The organism is Streptomyces erythrochromogenes, from assembly GCF_036170895.1.
GTDB classification, from domain to species: Bacteria; Actinomycetota; Actinomycetes; order Streptomycetales; family Streptomycetaceae; genus Streptomyces; species Streptomyces erythrochromogenes.
Map to the genome: position 1 here is coordinate 1,060,642 of NZ_CP108036.1, position 19,996 is coordinate 1,080,637.

Here is a 19,996-nt window from a genome sequence, read left to right on the forward strand (position 1 = left end):
CGGCCAATCGGCCCTGACCTCCTGTAGCTGTAGCTGTAGCTGTAGCTGTAGGAGCATGCTGCCGACCGTGAACGTAGGATCGGCAACTGCTCCTTCTCCAGGCCGTTTTCTTGTTCAGTTCCGTCGCGAGCCGCTCAAGTGGGCCGTGGTTGTTCCGATTGGTCACACGGATCGTGTGAGGCCTTGAGGGCTACGGTGTGAGCGAGGGTGGCACGCCCAGACCTCTCGCAGCCGCGGTGGGCGCCGGCGCACCGCCCGGGACGGCACGCGCAATGCAGATGCGGGCACTGAGTCGCGCTCCCGCTTCGTAGAACATGTACTCCGTGCCGTTCTCGGAGCCGAAGGACGGGGCCGCGACGCGGCCCCGGTCGGAAGCGATGGGCGAGTGAAAGACGCCCAGGTGGTTCTCCTGCCGGAAGTCATCACCGACTTCGGTGAGTCGCATCCGGCCGTCATTACCGTGATAGGCGATGTACGTGCTCCCGTTGCGCTTGACCACGGTCGGACCGGAGATGTCGGTGAGACCGTCCCTTTCGGGGTTCACCAAAGGGGTCGCGCTGAACTTCCAGCTGTCCCATCCGTTGGGGGACCAGCCGTAGAAGATCCGCCGCCCGCCCTTTACTCCCATGAAGACCATGACGTACTTGTTGTTGCGTCCGGGCAGGGCATGCTCGAAGACCCGGGCGTAGGAAGTCTCCGATGTGCCCGGCACCAGGCGCGTGCTCAGGATTGGCGTCTCGTCTACGAAGTTGATGCCGTCGCGCGAGCGGGCAACGCGGGTCACGGTGTTCTCGCCGTGGAAGTAGCAGAAGAACTGCCGGGTGGCTGCATCCCAGACGACGTGCGGGGACGACACGTGACTGACCGTCGTGCCGTTCAGGTGTCTGTCGATCACGGGGTTCTCGCGGTAGTCACTGAAAGGCCCCTCCAGTGAGTCGCTGAAGGCTACGCAGATCCCGCCGGGATTCTCGTGGGGGGCGTAGTAGAGGTAGTACTTGGAGCGTGCATCACTGATCTTGTCGGACACTCCCCGGATGGTCGGGAAGATGAACTCGCCGGTACGGTTGTAGTTCAAGGGCATGGCCAGTGCATCGCGCAGATATCGGTACGTCGGCATTCCCGCCGGGCCTGCAGCGCGAGCCGGGGGCGCGAGTGCGGTAGCGGCGCCGCCCGCGACCGCCACTGCGCTCAGCGCGACCCCTCCGCGCAGCACATCACGCCGGCCCCATGTCGGACGGTTGCGTTCAGGTTCCTTCATTCCCACTCCTCCGCAGAGCCACTTCGTCGCCCTCTCGTAGTCCCTACGCCCGGGAGAGGGCGGCTTGCGGGGTCTGACAGCCGCCCGGCTGTCAGACCCCTTCAGGTGCCGACTACTCGTTCGTGAACGACGCGACCACCCAACGCTGCGACGTTGCCTCGTCCTTGCAGTCCTTGGCCGCGACCTCAGCGGTGCCTCGGCCCGTGGCACTGCCGATGGTCAGGCATTTCTTGCTCTGGAAGTTCTGAATCCGGACCTGGTCACGGAAAGCACCGGGGGCCTTCTGGGCGAGCTTGTGCGCCCACTTCTGCGAATCTTTTCCGGTGACACACTTCGCGATGAAGACATTCCCGCCGCTGTCGCTCTCGAGGCAGCGCAGGTTGTCTCCGGAACTTGCGCCCCTGGAAATGATCTTGTCGCGGAGGAAGTTCCACGACTGGACGTTCTCGTGCACGCCTCCAATTCTTGCGAAGACCTCGCCCTTGCCGCTGGGACCCACTCCTCCTGCGGTGAGCGAAAGGTTGGATTTCGGGTTCGCGTAACTCCTCGTGACCCCCACCTTCTGGGCCGTGGTCCGCAGCAGCGTCTCCTCCTTCTCGCTGTCGGGCTTGGAGTCCGCGAGAGCGGGAACGGCGATCGCCATCCCCGCGATCACTGCCGCCGCCGTGCCGAGAATGACCCACCGCTTCGCACGTCGGGGCGGCTGAGGCCCCGTCCGGTCCGCGTGCACATCAGTCATGAACTCTCCAGTGCTCGTGCTTGATTTACCTGGGCGGCAAGAACTCGCGTGCCTGCCTCCGTTCATGGACAACGGGCACCGCGCAGATCGGTTCAAGGCCCGGAAGCCGGATTCGCCGGCAACCTCCCGATCGCCCGCCGGCCCGGAAGAGGACCTGGGCCAAGGCCGACGGAGTGTGCTCAGCGCACCCGGTCGTTCAGCGGCTGAGGAGACTCCGGAGCGCCTCGGCGATCTCGGAGGGCTTCTCCTCGGCCATGAAGTGACCAGAGGTGACAGTCCTGTGCTCCAGGTCGGACGCCCAGGAGCCCCACAGGGCGGCCGCGTCGAAGCCGAGGAACGCGCCCCAGTCCTGCTGGAGCACGGTGACCGGCATCTTCAACTGGTTCCCGGCAGCGCGGTCCGCCTTGTCGTGCTCGATGTCGATGCCGGCGGAAGCACGGTAGTCGGCGACGATCGAGGGCACCGCCCCCCGGCAGGCATCCAGATATGAGGTGCGGACCTCAGGGGGAATCGCCTGCGGGTCGTTGGTCCAGATGTCGAGGAAGTGGCCGAAGAAGGCGTCCGGGCTCGCCGCGATCATCTGCTCGGGCAGGCCGGGCGGCTGGGCCATCAGGTAGAGGTGGAAGCCGACCGCCGCGCTGACACCGTGCAGCACCTCCCACATGTCCAGGGTGGGCAGCACGTCCAGGCTGGCGAGGTGAGTGATCCTTCCCGGGTGATCGAGTCCGGCGCGGAAGGCCACCAGGGCGCCGCGGTCGTGCCCGGCCAACGCGAACCGGTCGTGTCCGAGGGCACCGGCCAGGGCCACGACGTCGGCCGCCATGGTGCGCTTGGCGTAGACGGTGCCGTCGGTCTCGACGGGCTTGTCGCTGTCGCCGTAGCCCCGCAGATCGGGGCAGATCACGGTGTGGTCGTGCGCGAGATCGGCGGCCACGTGCCGCCACATCAGATGGGTCTGCGGGAAACCGTGCAGCAGCACGATCGGGGTCCCCGAGCCGACGACGGCCGCGTTCAGGGACACCCCGTCGGCGACCTCGATCCGCTGGTAGTCGAACGTGCTGGTGGGAGGGGCCATGACTCGGCTTCTTTCCGTGGGCGGGCTGGTGTCTCCACCCTGGAGGCCGCGGATGAGCATCGAATGAGCGACCTATAACTTGGCGCCAGAGGGCGAGCGGGAAGGCGGTCAGCTGTGAACGTCACATTCGGAATACTCGGGCCGGTGACGGCCTGGGACGACGAAGGGGGACCGATCGCCTTGAAAGGCCCTCGGCACCGCGCCGTACTGGCCCGGCTGATCGTCGCCAGGGGCCGGGTCGTCCCCGTCACCCGCCTGGTGGCGGATCTGTGGGAGGTACCTCCCGCGGACGCGGTCGGTGCTGTCCGTACGTTCGTCTCCGCGCTGCGGAGAGCCCTGGAACCACAGCGTCGGCCCCGCACTCCGGCTCGCCTCCTGGTCACCGAGGGTCCTGGCTATGCACTGCGCGTCGAGCGCGGCTCCGTCGACAGCTGGTGTTTCGAGCAGGCGGTCACCGCCGCCCGCACCCTGCCGCCGCAGCAGGCCCTCGACCGGCTCGCGGAGGCTCTGGGCCATTGGCGGGGTCCGGCCCTCGCGGACTTCCCAGAAGAGGCCTGGGCCCGCACCGAGCGTTCGCGCCTCGGTGAGCTGAGGCTCCACGCCCTGGAGTGCCAGGCGGAAGTCCGCCTGACCCTCGGTCGTGGAGCGGACGCGATTCCGGATCTGGATGCGCACGTGGCCGAGCACCCCTGGCGCGAGGACGCGTGGCGGCTCCTGGCCCTCGCGCTGTACCGCACGGGCCGCCAGGGCGACGCGCTCGCGGTGCTACGCCGTGCACGCAAGCTGCTGGTCGAGCAACTGGGGGTGGATCCCGGCCCGGGACTGCGCCGCCTGGAGGCGGACATCCTTGCCCAGGAACGCCACCTCGACCGGGCTCCCGGGCCGATTTCTTCGGCGGACACCGTGTGGGCGGAGGCATCGGCCGCCTACGACCGCACGCTGGCATCCGGGGCCCGGGCACGCCTGGAATCGACCGTCGGCCTGCTGCGCAATCTCGCGGTGACGGGTGGCGGCGGCCTGGAGGTGGCCCGTCGGCACCGCTCGGCCGTGATCGCGGCGACCGAAGAGCTGGGGGACCCGGACCTGACGGCGCGCGTGATCGGCGCCTACGACGTTCCGGCGATCTGGACGCGGGTGGACGACCCCCGGCATGCGGCGGACGTCGTGGCAGCGGCGGAGCGCACCTTGAAGACCCTTCGACCGGGCGGTCACGACGTGGCACGTGCCCGGCTGCTGGCCACGATCGCCCTGGAGTCACGTGCGAGTGTTTCGGCGCGCGGGCTGCAGGCGGCCCGGCAGGCCGAGCAGATCGCCCGCGACCTGGACGACCCCGCCCTCCTGGCGTTCGCGCTCAACGGCGTTTTCATGCAGACCTTCTACCGGGCGGGCCTGTCTCCGCGCCGCGACAGGATCGGCGCCGAGCTGATCACCCTGGCCGCGAGGCACGGGATGGTCACGTACGAGGTGCTCGGGCACCTCATCCGCCTCCAGGCGCGCAGCGCCCTGGCCGACTTCCCGGGAGCGGACCGGCACGCGACTGCGGTGGACCGCCTGGCCGAGCGGAACGAGCTGCCGCTGGCGGGAGTGTTCACCCAGTGGTACCGGGCGCTGCGACGCGCGGCGACCGGGCCGGCGCCAGAGGCGGAAGCCGCCTGTCGGGAGGCTGCGGCCCGGCTCCACGGCGTCGGTATGCCCGGCCTGGAACACGGGCTTCTGCCACTGGCCCTGCTGTGCTTGCGGATGCGGCACGGGCAGAGCGCGCCGGACGCGCAGTACGCGCAGATCTGCGCACAGGCTGACTGGGGGCCGCACGAGCCGTGGGTGGCTCCCCTGCTCCTGGTCGCCCAAGGCCTCGAGGACGAGGCCGCAGCGGTTCTGCGGAGACTCCCGGATCCTCCCCCCGGCCTGCTGTTCGAGGCTCTGTGGTCCGTGGTGGCGCGAGCCGCGCTCGCCGTGTCGGACCGGGCCACGATGGAACGCGCTCACACCGCGCTCTCGCCGGCCGGAGCGGAGCTCGCCGGCGCCGGCAGCGGTCTGCTCACCAGCGGCCCCGTCGCGGGGTACCTCAGCGAGCTCGCCGCCGCGCTCCAGAAGACGTGATGACCTGCGTCGGCCCACCCCGCCAAGTGAGCAGTAAAGCGGGCTGGTAGGTGAGCAGTTCTCCGGCGGATGGTGGGGCATCTTCCCCAACGCAAGGAGTTCCAGTGGCCCACGTGGTAATCATCGGCTCAGGCCCCGTCGGCCTCACCGCCTCGATGCTTCTCGCCGCAGACGGACACGTCGCCACCGTGCTCGACCGCGACCCCACGGCCGCGCGAACGGTCGAGGCAACGGTTGGCGGCGACTGGCGGCGGCCCGGCGTCAAGCAGTTCGGGCACACGCACATCCTCATGCCGGCCGGCCTCCTCCTCCTGGAAAAGGAGCTGCCGGCCGCCGTCGACCGCATCCGCGAGGCCGGCGGCAACACGTACAACATGATCTCCGGTGCCTGGAGCGTGGCAGGTGCCGGCCCGCGGCAGGCGGGGGACGAGCGCTTCGAGACCGTCACTGCCCGGCGCCCGGTCCTTGAGGCCGCGCTCCTCGCCACCGCCACCGATACGCCTGGAGTGCGCATCCTCGGCGGGACCCGGGTGGTGTCCTTGCTCGTCGGAGAGTCCCGGACGTCCGGCCGCCCGCACATCGTCGGCGTCATGACCGAATCCGGAGTGCGCATCGAGGCAGACCTCGTCGTCGATGCCTCCGGGCGGCGGACGGAGGTGCCCGACCTGCTCGCGCAGGTGGGTGTCGAGCCCGAAGTCGTCCGCGAGGAAGCGGGCTTCCGCTACTACACGCGCTACTTCCGCGCCGATGAGCGGGGAGTGCCGGCCCCCCGGCCCTGGCCCCTCTCCCACCACAACAGCATTTCCGTCGTCACCGCGCCGGGAGACGGCGACACCTGGTCGACGACGCTCGTCACCTCGGACCGGGACCAAGAGCTCCGTCCGTTGAGTCGCGTGGAGGTGTGGAACCGCGTGCTTGCGCTCTACCCCCAGGCCGCCCATTGGAACCACGGCATCCCGTTGACCGACGTCCATGTCATGGGCGGGACCCACAACACCCGACGTGGCCTGGTCGTCGACGGGCAGCCGATCGCCACGGGCATCGTGGCGATCGGGGACGCCCGGATGACGACCAACCCGCAGTTCGGTATGGGCATGACGACCGGGCTGCGCCACGCGGCGCTGCTGCGTGACGTGCTGCGCCTGCTCGGCACGTCCGATGCCGTAGAACTCGCCCTGCGCGTCAGCCGTGAGATCGACGACGAGTGCGGGGTCATGTGGGAGGAGGACGCCCATTGGAGCCGGCACCGCATCGCGGAGATCGATGCCGAGGTACGCGGCGAGCACTACGAGACGGACGATCCGGGCTGGGCGCTGCGCACAGCCGTGGACGCCGTCCTCTTGAAGGACCCTGAGATCCTGCGCGCCATGGGTGACGTCGGTTCGATGCTGGCATCCGCGGACGAGGCCTTCATGAAGAGTGGCCTCGTGGAGCGGGTCATCACGCTCTCGGCAACGGCCCCCCGCTACACCGCGCCGGGTCCGGACCGGGAGGAGATCCTTGCCACGGTGCGCGACGATCAGCAAGGCGGCTCCGCCTCGTCGGTCTTCCGCGGCTGAGCAGTCGGACCCGGTGCCGCCCCCTTCCCGGCAGGCGGCGTCCCGGGCGTGAGGGCGGGCTACTCGGAGGGGACCGCGCCCCGGAGGTTTTTCGGCGCGGTGCGTCGGCCGCGGGCGGTGCTGTCCGGTTGTTGGCGCATGTGGTCGCGGACCCGGGTCATGATGCCGCCGAGCGCGTCGACATCGTCGTCGCTGAGCGAGGCGAAGAGCAGGCGCCGGGTGACGTCGATGTGGCCGGGCAGGACTCGGCCGACCCTGGCGAGGCCCTCCTCCGTGAGGGTGACCATCGTGGCGCGCTGATCGTGGGAGGAAGGCTTGCGGGTGATCAGGCCGGCTTTCTCCAGGAGTCCGGCCTGGTGGGTGAGCCCGGAGCGGCTGTAGACGACACCGTCCGCGAGCTCGGTCATGGTCAGTGGTCTGCCGGCGTCGGCGAGGCGCGCGAGCAGCTGGAACTGGACGTAACTGAGGTCGCCTTCCGTTTGGAGCTGCTGCTCGACGGCACGTTGGAGCAGGCTCACGGCCTCCATGAGCGCGAAGTACGTCCCGAGCTGCTCGGGCCGGAGCGCGCCGGCGTCCGGGGTGTTGTCGGGAGTCATCCGCCCATCATAAGTACTTCGACATCGAAGCGTATCCCTGAATCGAGTGGCGCACGTCACACCGCTCGGAGGTATTGCTTCGACATCGAAGCATGTCTAGAGTGGCATAGTCGCTTCGACATCGAAGCAATTTCAGGGAGGCAGCCATGAAGGCAGTGCGCTACGAGCGCTACGGCAGCAGCGAGGTACTACGGGTCGAGGGGGTGGACCGTCCGACGCCGGGCGCCGGGCAGGTGCTGGTGAAGGTGGTCGGCACCACGTTCAACCCGGTCGACGCGGCGATCCGGGCGGGACACCTGCAGGAGGTCTTCCCGCTGGACCTTCCCCACGTGCCGGGGATCGACGTGGCCGGGACGGTCGCCGGGCTCGGCGACGGCGTCGAGCGGTTCGCCATGGGCGACGCGGTGGTCGGCTTCCTGCCGATGAACGCGCCCGGCGCGGCCGCCGAGTACGTGGTCGCCCCCGCGCAGGTGCTGACCGCGGCACCCAAGGCGGTCGATCTGGCCGACGCGGCGGCGCTGCCGTCGGTCGGTCTGACCGCCTGGGAGGCGTTGTTCGAATACGCCGGGCTCGCCGCGGGCCAGTCCCTGCTGGTGAACGGGGCGAGCGGAGCCGTCGGCGGGTACGCGGTCCAGCTCGCCGCGCGGGCCGGGGCCGTGGTGACCGCGACCGCAGGACCGTCCGACGCCGACCGGATGCGCGGCTACGGCGCCGCCCGGATCGTCGACCACACCGCCACAACCCTCGCCGAGGCCGGGGTGGGGACCTTCGATGTAGTACTCAATCTGGTGACGACTTCACCGGCCGAGACCGCAGAGTTGATCGGCCTGGTCGCCGATTCCGGCGTGCTGGTGTCCACGACCGCCGACGCCGACCCGGACCCCTCACGGGCGGTGCGCACGGCGCGGGTGTTCGCCCGCAGCGACGCGGACCTGCTCGCCGAGCTGGTCGCCCTCGTCGACTCCGGCGACCTGCACATCCACATCGCCGACCGGCGCCCGCTGGCCGAGCTGCCCGCGGTCCACGCCGCGGCCGCCGAGGGCCGGCTGCCCGGCAAGACCGTCATCACAGTCTGACCCCGTCGCCCGGCCACAGGCCGGGACGGCTCTCCGACCGGCCTTCCACGCCGTGTACTTCCGAATCGTTCCAAGGAGATGTCACCTTGTCCTTTGCCTTCGACCCGCAGGTCGCCGAAGCGCTCGCCCCGATGGCCGACGCGATGGCCGACGCCACGCCCCCGCCGGTCGGCGACGTCGCCGCGCGCCGCGCCGTGCTGGAAGGGCTCATCGGCCACACCGACACCGCCCAGCCCACCCCCGACGACGTCACCTCCACCGGCTACCGCCTGACCACCTTCGACGGCGCCCAGATCGATCTGCGCTGGTACACCCGCAAGGACAAGGCCGCCGGCGAGCCGGGCCCGGCCGCGGTCTACCTCCACGGCGGCGGCATGATCCTGGGCCACATCGGCCTGTTCGACGGATCGATCTCCCGCTACGTCTCCGCCAGCGGCACCCCGATCCTCGCGGTCGACTACCGGCTCGCCCCCGAACACCCGCACCCCGCCCCCGTCGAGGACGCCTACGCCGCCCTGGTCTGGCTGCACGACCACGCCACCGAACTGGGAGTCGACCCGGCCCGCATCGCGGTGTTCGGGGACAGCGCCGGCGGCGGCATCGCCGCCGCGGTTTCCATCCTTGCCCGCGACCGGCAGGGCCCGGCGATCGCCAAGCAGATCCTGGTCATGCCGATGCTCGACGACCGCAACCTGACCCCCGACCCGCAACTCGCGCCGTTCGTGCTGTGGTCCTGGGATGACAACCGCACCGGCTGGGAAGCACTCCTGGGCGACCGGGCGGGCGGGGCGGACGTCCCCGCGCATGCCGCCCCCGCCCGGATCACCGACCCCGCCGGTCTCCCTCCCGCCTACATCGAGGTCGGCCAGCTCGACATCTTCCGTGACGAAGACCTCACCTACGCCCTGCGCCTGAGCCGGGCCGGCGTGCCCGTCGAGTTCCACCTCCACCCCGGCGTGCCGCACGAGTTCGAAAGCATCGCCTTCAACTCCGACGCCGCCCGGCGCGTCATATCCGACCGCGTCCGAGCGCTCGGCTCCCTGTGAGCCGACGACCCGGGCGCGGGCCCCGACCCGCAGTGCCGAGGCACTGCACACACCGCTGTTCCTGACGCCCTCGCCGGACGCCCAGGCCCAAGCCCGCCCTCATCAACGCTGCAGGTCGCCCCACCGGTGCGGCGGCCTGCGGCCAGACCCCCAGGAGACCGCCATGACGATCCCCTACCTCGCCCAGCGGGACGATCAGCAGACACTGGAATGGATCGGCGGCGGACTGTTCACGATCCTCCTCGACAGCCAGGCCACCGAAGGACAGCTGACCGTCGGCCGATTCGACGTCCTCAAGGACGAAGCCCCGCCGTTCCATCTCCACACCCGCGAGGACGAAGTCTTCCTCCTCCTCGAAGGCGAAGCGCTGGTCTGGGTCGGCGACGAACGCCACGAATTGTCCGAAGGCGGCGTCGTCTACCTGCCCCGCAACATCCCCCACAGCTACCGCATCACCTCCGACCGCGCCGACCTGTTGGTCATCGCCACCCCGGGCGGCATGGAAGAGATGTTCCGGCACGCCGGACGCGACGTCACCACCCCCCGCCCGGATGGCTTCGAGATCACCAAGGACAAGCTCGCCGAAGCCGCCGCACTGCGCGGCAACGCCATCGTCGGCCCGCCCCGCTGAACCCCCCACTCGGCAACCGCCTGAACCCCGCCGTCCATCCGCCGAAGGCAGCCGCGCGTGGCGCTCAAGGCCGCCGCTGCTCATGAGCCTCGTACGCGACGGTCAGGAGAATTGGCCCGACCTCGGTCCTGCGCCAACAGCCGCAGCGGGACCTCGGCGTTCCGTCCAACAGCACTACCCGCGGGACCCGAACCGGAGACTGACCTTGTCGAGTACGGCCTTGGCCGTATCGCCGAGGTAGGGGCCCGCCAGCCAGACCGACGGGTCGGGGCCGACGGAAGTGTTCGACACGAGAGCGGTCCGTCCGTCCGTACCGACTGCGAACCAGCCGCCGCCGGAGGAACCGCCCGTCATGGTGCAGCCCACCCGGTACAGCGTCGGTTCGCGGTCCTTGAGCGACAGGCGGCCCGGTTTGCCCGCACAGAAATGCATCGTGGCGCCATCGAACGGCGGTGCCGCCGGGTACCCCCAGGCACCGACGAGGTTCACGTCCTGCACCGCCGGGCCGTTGAAAGCGACAGGAAGCGCCGCGCCCACGGTCTCCTCCAGCGACCGGGCGCCAGACCCGGGAGCGGGTACGACGTGCAGTACGGCGAAGTCGAACGCCGCTCCGTTGCCGCCTTCGGACGTGCCCTCGTCGATCCACTGGTCGGAGGGGGCGGCCCAGTCGGCCCACCAGGTCCCGAACGGCGCCATCTGTCCCGCGGAGGCACGCTCGAGCGCATCCGCCGTAAGCGCCTTGTCGTTGAACGAGGGCACGAAAACGAGGTTGCGGAACCAGCCGCCCTCACGCCCGGCGTGGACGCAGTGGCCCGCGGTCCACACGAGGTTGGAGCGGCCCGGACGGGCGGGATCCTGCACAACGGTGCCGGAGCAGGTCTGTGGTCCGTCCGGGCTGTCGAAGAAGACCTTGCCCACCGGCGCCGCATTGCGGCGGTACGGCGCCGCCACGGGCCTGGCCGCCACAGGGGCCGGCTCGGGATCGCTCACACCCCGCGTCTCCGTGAGACTCCCGGCCACGTTCTTGCGGGGATCGTCTGCTCTGCGCATGCGCTCGGGCTTCCACAACCCCTCGATGACAGGGTTGGTGAACTGCGACGCCTCGCGGGCCCATTTGCCGACGCTCCAGCTTCCTCGGCCGTCCTGGGACTCCTCTGCCGTGTCTGCCGTGTGTATCCCGCAGGCAGGGAGAAGCACGGCGAGGGCGAGAAGGGCTCCTGCTCTGCCCGGGCCGCGGCGGGAACGCCTCTCGCCCGCCCCGGTGGAGGAGCGCGGGGTAAAGAACGGGTTCACTGTGCAACTCCACTGGTGGTGCCGGCTCCCGGGGCAGGACACCGGGGACGTAAGCGGACAGCCGCCCCGGCATGTCTCTTGATATCTACGTCCGCGCTGCTTCCCTGGTTCAGCGATCGTTGCGAGGCCGAGCCGACCGCCGAACCGGGCCGGGCTGCCCTCAGCCACCTGCTTTCCGCACCGCGGTCGCGGGATGACCCCGGTCCACAGCAGTGTCCGAGGCCAGGAGCAGGCGACCTACTGACCGGTAATCTGTGAACCTTGGGCGGTCTGCGGGGTCCTCCCATACGGTTGAGCTGCGAGTTGATCGAAGGGGAATGTGTGCGTCAGCGTGGTGCGCTAGGGGATGTGCTGGAGGCTGCGCGCGACCGGGCGTTCGTCGGCCGGAACATGGAGCTGGCGTTGTTCCGGTCCGCATTGGCGGGCGAAACCGGAGCCTGCCCCGTTCACTTCCTGCACGGGCCCGGGGGAATCGGCAAGTCGACCCTCGTGCGACGGCTGGCTCGAGAGGGACTCCGGGCAGGGCGCGCCGTGATCGAGGTGGACGGCCGGACGGTCGCTCCCACGCCTCAGGGATTCACTGCGGCTGTCGGGGACATCCCCGCGGAGCCCGGAGTGGTGCTCCTGGTCGATACCTTCGAACGCTGCCAGGGTCTGGAGGGCTGGCTGCGCAACGAATTCCTCCTCGGCCTCCCCCTGGGCAGCGTGGTGGTGCTCGCCGGGCGCCGCGCGCCGGACGCCCGCTGGACCTCGGATCCCGGGTGGTCGCAACTGTTGCGCGTGACGTCCCTGCGGAACCTGCCCCCCGACGATGCCGCCCGGTTGCTGCACGCACGCGGCCTGCCGGCGGGGGCTCATCAGGCCGTGCTGTCCTTCACCGGCGGCAACCCCCTGGCCCTCTCGCTGGCGGCGGCCGTGGCCGTCAGGGAAGAGGGCGGAGTCAAGTCCGGTTGGAAGCCCAGTCAGGATGTCATCGCCACCTTGCTGTCCAAGCTGCTCGGTGACATTCCCACCCCGGCGCACCGCAGGGCCCTGGAAATCTGTGCGCACTCCTACGTCACGTCGGAATCACTGCTCCGAGCCCTCGTAGGCGCACAGGCGCCCGAGTTGTTCGCCTGGTTGCGCCAGCAGCCCTTCATCGAAGCGACAGACGCGGGCCTCTTCCCGCACGACGTGGTGCGTGAGGCGCTCGAAGCCGATCTGCGCTGGCGGGACCCCGACGGCTTCGCCGACATGCACAGAGCCGTTCACCAGTACCTCGTCGAGCGGGTACGCACGGTTTCCGATGCGCAGTTGCTCCAGGCCACCAGCCCCCTCATCTATCTCTACCGCAAGGAAGCCTCGGCCAACTTCCACAAGTGGCGTGACGGGGACCACGTCAAGGACGAGCCGTACGCGGAGGAGGACCGCGAACGTGTGCTGGAGCTGGCCGAAACCGCGGAAGGCGGGGAGTCCGCGGACATCTGCCGGTTCTGGCTCGACCATCAGCCCGAGGCGTTCCGCGTCTACCGCTCCACTCAGACGGGTGAGATCGTCGCGTTCTTCGCGTGGCTGCGCCTGCGAGAGCCGCTGGGCGCCGACATCGACCCGATCGTCGACGCGGCCTGGGCACACGCCCGGTCGGCCGCACCGCTCAGGCCCGGCGAGTACATCGCTCTGGCCCGATTCCACGTCCACCCACCGGTGTACCAACGCACCTCGCCACCCATGGATCTGATGCACTGGCGCGGACTGGGCGAGATCTTCCGGGCCGACCGGCAGGCCTGGACGTTCGTCGTCAAGCGCGACGACGGACACTGGGACGCGTACATGCACCACTTCGCGATGCCGTCCGTCGGCCGCCGACCCCGCGTCGGTCCGCACCCCTACGTCCTGTTCGGCCACGACTGGCGGGCGCAGCCCGTAGGGCCCTGGCTGGAGGAGAGGTCGAACACGATCCTGGCCCACAAGCTCAGGCGCGGCGCATCGTCCTCGTCCGGGGAACACGCGGAACTTGTGGTGCTGTCCAGGCCGGAGTTCGACACTGCAGTGCGCGACGCCCTCCGTGCGATCCGGCGCCCGGACGCGCTCGCCCGCAACCCCCTCAACCACAGCCGAGTGGTGACCCAGAGCGCAACGGCTCTGCGCACGCTGCTCATCAACGGCATCGATGCCCTTCGGGAAGGGCGCTCGGGCGACAAGCACCACCGTGCCCTCACCACGACGTACATCGCGGGCGCCCTGACCCAAGAGGCCGCAGCAGAGCGTCTCGGACTGCCGTTCAGCACCTACCGCAGGCACCTCACCAGCGGAATCGAGCGTCTCATCGATCTGCTGTGGCGAAGCGAACTCAACGGAACCGCGGTCACCGGAGGAGACCCGACGTGACTCCCACGGCCCGAGCCCGGTGACACCGCCGGACACAACGGCGTCAGGGGTGGGTGATGCCCTTTGCACGGAGGGTGTCGCGCAGAGCCCGCAGGGCGTAGTAGCTACGTGATTTGACGGTCCCCGGGGGCACGCCGAGGGCTTGGGCGGCTTGGGCGACGCTGTAGCCGCGGTAGTAGACGAGAACGATGACTTCGCGATGGGGAGGTGTGAGCCGGCCGAGCGCGTCGAGGACGACCTGGGTGGTGAGGATCGCATCGATGGCATCGTCGACAGGGAGGTTGACGTCGTCGGCGGGTGGGGATTCGGGCGGCCTGACGGCACGGGCGCGGTGGTGGTCGATGGCGAGGTTACGGACGACGGTGAACAGCCACGGACGGATGGAGACGGGGTCGGTGGTGGTGGTGAAGTTCCTCCAGGCGCGGGCAGTGGCCTCTTGGAGAAAGTCTTCGGCCTTGTGCCAGTCGCCGTTGAGGAGGCGGGCCGCGTAGCGCAGAAGGGGGGTGGCGTGATGGTGGTAAACGGCGTGTACGAAGTCCTCGCAGGGGTCGGACTGCGGGAAGGTGGCAGTGGCGCCGGGTATCGGTGTTCCGGCTTCCGAAGTCCGCCTCATGTACTGACACCCTTTGCTTGATCAATGGACCGGTTGCGTGACATGGCGCATTCCTGTGTCGGGCCGGGGTACGTCGGAATTCGGACCGGCGCACCAGTGCTGCGGCTCGCCGGTGTCGTCCGCACCTACGTGGCGCTGCGGCGGGCGAGGGCCTCGACCAACTGCGCACGAGACGGGCCAGTCCGGATGGAGGATTCCGCGTCGGCCGAAATCAGTGAGAACCTGGCCTGCAGGTCCCGGGCCAGCGTCACCGGGGTGACCGGGGTGGCGTCCTGCCGGGCGATCTCCTCGTCCGGGGCCGCGGTAGGGGGAGAGGGAGTCCCCGAAGCGCCTCCGTTTCGCGCCTCGAGCCGTTCCTCCCAGTCGGTGATCCGGTGGTGGAGCGGTGACAGCAGGTCCTGCGTGAGACGGTCGAAGCGCACCACGGTGTCCTCGACACCGACCTGACGCAAGGCGTCCCTCAGCAGGACGGTGTGCAGCAGTCCCATGGACGGCCCCAGACCGAGCAAGGGATTGACCGCCGCCCACGCATTGCCGACGCTCACCGTTCCGGTTGCCACCGGTCGCCCGCCAAGAACGAACCGCCGGTAGCTGCTCTCCACCCGCGGTGTGACCCATACACCGGGCGAGGGCTTCCCGGTGAGGGGAGGCAGCAGCGGCTCGTAGAGCCTTGCCGCCCGGCTCCACGCGGACGGTCCGGCGAGCGGGTAGAGCTGGAGGTCCTCGTCGCTGATGCCCAGGGTCATCGAGCAGGTCCCCCGGCCCGCCGACACCGACGTCACAGTGACGCCGTCGAAGTGGCGCAGGGACCATCTTGCTGGGCCGGGGCACGTCTCGGGTGAGTCGAAGCGCCGCGTGTAGAGGCGCATACCGCTGTCCTGTCGCTCCTCCAGAGGCCGGGGAGCGCCGATCTCGCTCAGTTGTCTGACCATGTTCGAGCCTCGGCCTGCCGCATCGACGATCAGATCGGCGAGCACGGCCTCACCTTCGTCCGTCAGGACGCCCTGGATGTGCGGCCTGCCGGGCAGACGCTCCTTGCCCGTCAGGAGCGAGGCGATACCGACTCCGCGGTCGACCCTGATGCCGTCGGTCCGGGACATCTCCTCCTTCAGCACCCCCGCGATGAGCGTGCGGTCCACGACGGGGTTCGGCTCACCATGGCCAACGGCACTCGTGAGTACCAGGGTTCGCGCCACATCGGGCAGCTCGGCGGACATCAGGCGTATGGCTTCTGCCAGCAGTACGAGAGGTCGCTCGCCTGCCGCCCCCAGCCCGTCGCCGAGACCCCGGAGATCCGGCTCCGGCGTCAAGGGTAGGACGGGACGTGGATCGAGAACCGTCACTCGATGTCCCTCTGCCGCGAGCAGCAGGGCGACCACTGCGCCCACAGGACCCGCACCGCACACCACAACATGCATCCCACAGCCCTTCTCCGTACTCGAGGGCATGAGCATGTCGGCATCCGCTGCTCACTTCACAGACCGGTTTTCTGCTCACCTCGCCTCTCGGCACGTCAGACAGGACCGGCGAGCGGGATCACCGGCGTCCCGCCACCGCAGTACAGCGGGCACCGGGTATCGCAGTCATCTCCACGCCGGCCGGTCAGGCGGGCCAACCCTCTTTGCCGGTGCTCGCCAGGTCGGTGCCCTGGAGCTCGTGATGCCACAGGAGGTCGCTCATCCTGTCGATGCCCGAGGTGAGGTGGCGCCGATAGGTACTGAAAGGCAGTCCGAGACGCTCCGCGGCCGCCTCCTGCGTGGGGGCTCCTCTGAAATAGGTGGCGGCCACCGCCCGATGACGCTTCTCACCACTGCGCTCGTCCAACAGGGCCTCGGCGGCGGCGGCAAGAACCTCGGACAGACTGAGTCGGCCATCGACGACCAGTCTGCTGCGGTTGAGTGGATTGCCGGCGAGCACGGCCGGTTTGCGCAACGTGCGCAGCGCTTCCCGGACCGCAGCGTCGAACTCGGGCCGTGACAGCACCACCAGCCCGCCACGCGCGGACGAGGGCGAAGGGGGCATGGGCGCGCCCGACAGCATCGCTGCGCTCTTCTCCTGCAACCAGGCGTCGGCCGGTTGCGCGCGCCAGTCGTGGCCGAACAGTGCGTAGCGGTGGTCGCCGACCGCGGGCCGTTCGTCGGCGGGCAGTAGGTTGAGGTCCCGTAGATAGTCGTTCCAGGACCCGTTGTCCCGCATCACCGCGTACGACCAGGTGAGCCCGTCGGCACGGATGTACTCCGATGTGGCGCGCCACTGCATGAAAGTCATGGGAGCGGAAGGGAGTTGGTACTCGTCGGGGTACACCGAGAAGCGGGCCAGAGCCATGTGCTCGCCCGGCCTGAGCGGCCCGTTCGCCCGCGCGTGCCGCCAGGCCGCGGCGACCACCGGATCGATGTCCAGGCCTTCCGGCTCTTCGATGCGCAGCCAGGCGGAGAATGCGAGGACCTCACCGGTCTGGGTCGACCGGTACACGCGGAACGCCTCGGGCCGACGGTCCAGCCAGAAGGCGGCCAGTGCCGCGGATTCCTCGCCCTCGGCCCTGACCGCCAGCTCCAGGACGCGGTCGCGATGGTCCGGGCGGTACGGCTGGTCCTGGAACAGGCCGGCGTCGCGCCAGTCGTTGAACTCCGACATGTGGCCGTCACCGCGGTAGAGGTAGGTCAGTGCTCCGGTGGCCTGGAGCACCCGGGACTCCGGTACGGCGCGGACCTGGGAGAGGAAGTAACGGCGCATCTGTCCGTGCATCGCGGCGAACCCGTCCGGGTCGCGCCACCGCAGGTCCGCCTCCAGTGACTCCCGGACGGCGTCGTGCGGGAAGAGCCCGGCGGCCGAGGTCTCGATGTACGGCTGGACGCGCAGCCAGGAGAACAGCTCCGGCGCGTGGTCGCCCATGAGAGCGCGGAGCAGGGACTCGGACGTGACGTAGGCGTGGGCGCAGATCTCGAGCGCCTGGCGGTGCAGAGAGCTCGGCGTGTCGCCGATCAGTAGCGGCAGGAGCAGGGCGACGGCGTCCTGGTCGGGGCGCCAACCGGAGGTGGAGGCCTCGTCCTTGACTGCGAGGGCGGCCGCCAGCGCGAGCGCGAGCGGGTTGCCGCCGGTGAACGACAGCAGTGTCGTGTGGACGCGGGACGACACGCCGCGCGTGGTGAGGAAGGCGGTGGCGTCCGAGGGCGCGAGGTTCCGCAGGGAAGAGACCTGGAGCAGGCCGATCCACCCCGGATCGGCTGTCCAGCGAGGGTCGAGGGCATTGCGTCCCGCCACCACGACGAGCGCGCCGGCGGGCAGTCGCGGCAGGAAGCGTTCCCACAGCCAGCCCTCGAGTCCCTGGCACTTCTCGAAGGTGTCCACGAGCAGTACCACTCCCGGGGTCCTCACCTCCGGACCAGCCGCCGCGGCGAAGCCCTCCGGCGTCGGATCGACGGTCCGGCCGTCCACCTCGACGACCGTCCGGCCCGCCCGGCGAGCCTCCCTGGCGAAACGGCGCAGCAGCATCGACTTGCCGATACCGCCCGGCCCGTGGAGGTAGTGGATCGGACAGGCGCGCGCGTCGCCCGCCAACGCAGCCTTGAACAGGGAGAGTTCTGCCTGGCGCCCGACGAAGGCGCGATCCCGGCCGACGGTCAGGCTGTCGTCGATGACGCCTTCGTTCCCGCTCATCGATTCAATGGCCCTCTCTCCCGAGTGTGAATTCCGACCAGGGCGCGAAGTGCCCCTCATCGCACCGGACCTGGCTCCGGGACGACGCGGCCAACGGTACGGGGCGGCGGCGGCCCTCGGCGCCGCCCCCCGTGCGGGAGGGCGGCGCCGAGGCATTCACCGATCTGCTGGCGCTACTTCCCGACGAAGGCGAGGAGGGCGTTGTTGACCTCGTCGGCGTGGGTCCAGAGGAGGCCGTGGGGGGCTCCTTCAATGACGACGTAGTCGGCGCCGGGGAGCGCGGCGTGGAAGAGCTCGGCGGTGGCTTCTATGGGGAGGATGCGGTCTTCGGTGCCGTGCAGGATGAGGGCGGGAACGTCGATCTTGGGGATGTCGGCACGGAAGTCGGTGGTCCAGGTGGGGACGGCAGCGCGCGAGGCATACGAGGAGGCTCCCGCGGCGGTGGCCCAGTTGGCACGCACGACCTCCTCGCTGATGCGGGAGCCGAGGTTCTGGTCGAGGTTGTAGAAGGCTTGGTAGAAGTCGGTGAAGTACGCGTAGCGGTCGTGGGTGACGGCGCTGAGGATGCCTTCGAAAACCGTTGCGTCGACGCCGGTGGGGTTGTCGTCGGTCTTGAGGAGGTAGGGCTCGAGGCCGGCGAGGAAGGCCGCCTTGGCGACGCGGGCCGAGCCGTAGGTACCGAGGTAGCGGCCGACTTCACCGGTGCCCATGGAGAAGCCGACGAGGATGGTGTCGGTGAGGTCCAGGGTTTCCATCAGGGTGTGGAGGTCGGCGGCGAAGGTGTCGTAGTCGTAGCCGGTGGTGGGCTGACTGGACTGCCCGAAGCCGCGGCGGTCGTAGGTGATGACGCGGTGGCCGGCGTCGAGGAGGACGGGAAGCTGCTTCTCCCAGGAGTGTCCGTCCAGGGGGTAGCCGTGGATGAGGACGATGGGCTGTCCGGTGCCGTGGTCCTCGTAGTAGAGGTCGATGGTGGTGCTGTTTTCCTGGCCGACGGTGATGAAAGGCATGGGGGTTCTCCTGGGTCGGTGCGTGAATTGGCCGGATTGCTGAGGAACAGACAGGGGGAACGAGTTCCCGCCTGCCACCTGCGGGTGCGTCGGTTAGCGGGAAGTCGAGGCGGCTGCCTGCTGGATGATGCGGGTGACGGCGTCGGGGCGCGATACGGGGACGGCGTGGGAAGCCTTGACCTCGACGGTGTGCGCGTTCGCGCGTTCGGACATGAACCGCTGTGCGACGGGCGGGATGTTGAGGTCCTCGGTGGCGATCAGCGACCAGGAGGGGATGGTCTTCCAGGCTGCCCTCGTGGCCTTCTCATCGAGTGCCGCAGCGGCGATGGGGCGCTGCGTCGTGGCCATCAGGGCGGCCTGGCCACGCGGGACGTCGGTGGCGAACTGTCGACGGAACGTCTCCGGCTTGATGGAGATGTCGTTGCCGGTCACACCGCCAGGGAGGTTGTAGGGCACGGCTTCGACGGCATCACCGAGAGTACTGCCGGGAAACTTGTTCGACAGGCCGAGAGAGCTTTCGCCGGTGTCGGGGAGGAAGGCGGCTATGTAGACGAGCGCCTTGACCTTGTCCTCGTGGCCGACGGCGGCGTTGCTGATCACCGTGCCGCCGTAGGAGTGGCCGACCAGGACGAGCGGGCCGTCGATGCTGTTCATGACGCTGCGCAGGTAGGCGGCGTCATGTTCGGGTCCGCGCAGGGGATTGGCTGCGGCGACCACGGGGAAGCCGGATTTCTTCAGCCGTTCGGCGACGCTGTTCCAGCTGGAGGAGTCGGCGAACGCGCCGTGCTCGAGCACGATCGTCGGCTTCGGCCTCGGCGTGGGGACGGCGGAGTTCGTACCCGACGCACCGGCGGTACCGGCTATCGAGAAGGCGAGGGAGGCTCCGGCGACGCCGACTGCGGTCAGGTGGCCGAAGCGCTTGAGAGGGGATCCGGAGGGGGGCTGGTGGGGCACGTCTGCGTTCCTTTGCCGGAGGGAT

16 protein-coding genes are annotated in these 19,996 nt (G+C 69.5%); 6 read left to right on the forward strand and 10 right to left on the reverse strand.

The window, feature by feature from the left end; genetic code table 11:
- Positions 1-190 precede the first annotated feature (190 nt).
- From OHA91_RS05140 to OHA91_RS05150, 3 genes are all read right to left on the reverse strand, one after another.
- A complete protein-coding gene (locus tag OHA91_RS05140; protein ID WP_328738698.1) occupies positions 191-1,258 on the reverse strand; it encodes a glycoside hydrolase family protein in 1,068 nt (355 codons plus the stop codon).
- Between the two features lie 112 nt (positions 1,259-1,370).
- Positions 1,371-1,997, reverse strand: coding sequence for a ricin-type beta-trefoil lectin domain protein (locus tag OHA91_RS05145; protein WP_328738699.1), 627 nt, complete (start codon positions 1,995-1,997; stop codon positions 1,371-1,373).
- 196 nt (positions 1,998-2,193) lie between these two features.
- Positions 2,194-3,072: an alpha/beta fold hydrolase gene (locus OHA91_RS05150; protein ID WP_328738700.1), complete on the reverse strand. Its 879-nt coding sequence runs from the start codon at positions 3,070-3,072 to the stop codon at positions 2,194-2,196.
- 114 nt (positions 3,073-3,186) lie between these two features.
- On the opposite strand from OHA91_RS05150, the gene OHA91_RS05155 reads away from it, so the two are divergent.
- Positions 3,187-5,172 (forward strand): BTAD domain-containing putative transcriptional regulator, encoded by a 1,986-nt coding sequence (locus OHA91_RS05155; protein WP_328738701.1) that lies wholly within the window; start codon positions 3,187-3,189, stop codon positions 5,170-5,172.
- A gap of 104 nt (positions 5,173-5,276) precedes the next feature.
- Positions 5,277-6,731, forward strand: a complete 1,455-nt coding sequence (locus OHA91_RS05160) for an FAD-dependent oxidoreductase (protein ID WP_328738702.1) — start codon at positions 5,277-5,279, stop codon at positions 6,729-6,731.
- Between the two features lie 59 nt (positions 6,732-6,790).
- On the opposite strand, the gene OHA91_RS05165 is transcribed toward OHA91_RS05160, so the two are convergent.
- Positions 6,791-7,327, reverse strand: coding sequence for a MarR family winged helix-turn-helix transcriptional regulator (locus OHA91_RS05165; protein ID WP_328738703.1), 537 nt, complete (start codon positions 7,325-7,327; stop codon positions 6,791-6,793).
- Between the two features lie 146 nt (positions 7,328-7,473).
- On the opposite strand from OHA91_RS05165, the gene OHA91_RS05170 reads away from it, so the two are divergent.
- The 3 genes from OHA91_RS05170 to OHA91_RS05180 all read left to right on the forward strand — a co-directional run bounded on the left by OHA91_RS05170 (position 7,474) and on the right by OHA91_RS05180 (position 10,080).
- The gene (locus tag OHA91_RS05170; RefSeq protein ID WP_328738704.1) at positions 7,474-8,403 is read left to right on the forward strand and encodes an NADP-dependent oxidoreductase; all 930 of its coding nucleotides are present in this window, start codon (positions 7,474-7,476) and stop codon (positions 8,401-8,403) included.
- An 86-nt stretch (positions 8,404-8,489) separates the two neighbouring features.
- Positions 8,490-9,449, forward strand: a complete 960-nt coding sequence (locus tag OHA91_RS05175) for an alpha/beta hydrolase (protein ID WP_328738705.1) — start codon at positions 8,490-8,492, stop codon at positions 9,447-9,449.
- 163 nt (positions 9,450-9,612) lie between these two features.
- Positions 9,613-10,080, forward strand: a complete 468-nt coding sequence (locus OHA91_RS05180; protein ID WP_031147419.1) for a cupin domain-containing protein — start codon at positions 9,613-9,615, stop codon at positions 10,078-10,080.
- A 174-nt stretch (positions 10,081-10,254) separates the two neighbouring features.
- Here OHA91_RS05180 and OHA91_RS05185 read toward each other — a convergent pair whose 3' ends face one another.
- Complete coding sequence (locus tag OHA91_RS05185; protein WP_328738706.1) at positions 10,255-11,070, reverse strand: trypsin-like serine peptidase; 816 nt, start codon at positions 11,068-11,070, stop codon at positions 10,255-10,257.
- 606 nt (positions 11,071-11,676) lie between these two features.
- On the opposite strand from OHA91_RS05185, the gene OHA91_RS05190 reads away from it, so the two are divergent.
- The gene (locus OHA91_RS05190) at positions 11,677-13,740 is read left to right on the forward strand and encodes an ATP-binding protein (RefSeq protein WP_328738707.1); all 2,064 of its coding nucleotides are present in this window, start codon (positions 11,677-11,679) and stop codon (positions 13,738-13,740) included.
- A gap of 43 nt (positions 13,741-13,783) precedes the next feature.
- On the opposite strand, the gene OHA91_RS05195 is transcribed toward OHA91_RS05190, so the two are convergent.
- The 5 genes from OHA91_RS05195 to OHA91_RS05215 all read right to left on the reverse strand — a co-directional run bounded on the left by OHA91_RS05195 (position 13,784) and on the right by OHA91_RS05215 (position 19,971).
- A complete protein-coding gene (locus OHA91_RS05195; protein WP_328738709.1) occupies positions 13,784-14,353 on the reverse strand; it encodes a sigma-70 family RNA polymerase sigma factor in 570 nt (189 codons plus the stop codon).
- A 125-nt stretch (positions 14,354-14,478) separates the two neighbouring features.
- On the reverse strand, positions 14,479-15,741 hold the full coding sequence (locus OHA91_RS05200; RefSeq protein ID WP_328738710.1) for a hypothetical protein: 1,263 nt from the start codon (positions 15,739-15,741) through the stop codon (positions 14,479-14,481).
- Positions 15,742-15,955: 214 nt separating this feature from the next.
- Positions 15,956-18,010, reverse strand: a complete 2,055-nt coding sequence (locus OHA91_RS05205) for an AAA family ATPase (RefSeq protein ID WP_328738711.1) — start codon at positions 18,008-18,010, stop codon at positions 15,956-15,958.
- Positions 18,011-18,183: 173 nt separating this feature from the next.
- Positions 18,184-19,017, reverse strand: coding sequence for an alpha/beta fold hydrolase (locus OHA91_RS05210; protein WP_328738712.1), 834 nt, complete (start codon positions 19,015-19,017; stop codon positions 18,184-18,186).
- A gap of 93 nt (positions 19,018-19,110) precedes the next feature.
- A complete protein-coding gene (locus OHA91_RS05215) occupies positions 19,111-19,971 on the reverse strand; it encodes an alpha/beta fold hydrolase (RefSeq protein ID WP_408059153.1) in 861 nt (286 codons plus the stop codon).
- Positions 19,972-19,996 lie beyond the last annotated feature (25 nt).

Coding starts and splice junctions, on each gene's coding strand:
- OHA91_RS05140 (WP_328738698.1), bottom strand. CDS start 1,258: ATGAAGGAACCTGAACGCAACCGTCCGACATGGGGCCGGCGTGATGTG.
- OHA91_RS05145 (WP_328738699.1), bottom strand. CDS start 1,997: ATGACTGATGTGCACGCGGACCGGACGGGGCCTCAGCCGCCCCGACGT.
- OHA91_RS05150 (WP_328738700.1), bottom strand. CDS start 3,072: ATGGCCCCTCCCACCAGCACGTTCGACTACCAGCGGATCGAGGTCGCC.
- OHA91_RS05165 (WP_328738703.1), bottom strand. CDS start 7,327: ATGACTCCCGACAACACCCCGGACGCCGGCGCGCTCCGGCCCGAGCAG.
- OHA91_RS05170 (WP_328738704.1), top strand. CDS start 7,474: ATGAAGGCAGTGCGCTACGAGCGCTACGGCAGCAGCGAGGTACTACGG.
- OHA91_RS05180 (WP_031147419.1), top strand. CDS start 9,613: ATGACGATCCCCTACCTCGCCCAGCGGGACGATCAGCAGACACTGGAA.
- OHA91_RS05195 (WP_328738709.1), bottom strand. CDS start 14,353: ATGAGGCGGACTTCGGAAGCCGGAACACCGATACCCGGCGCCACTGCC.
- OHA91_RS05205 (WP_328738711.1), bottom strand. CDS start 18,010: ATGAGCGGGAACGAAGGCGTCATCGACGACAGCCTGACCGTCGGCCGG.
- OHA91_RS05210 (WP_328738712.1), bottom strand. CDS start 19,017: ATGCCTTTCATCACCGTCGGCCAGGAAAACAGCACCACCATCGACCTC.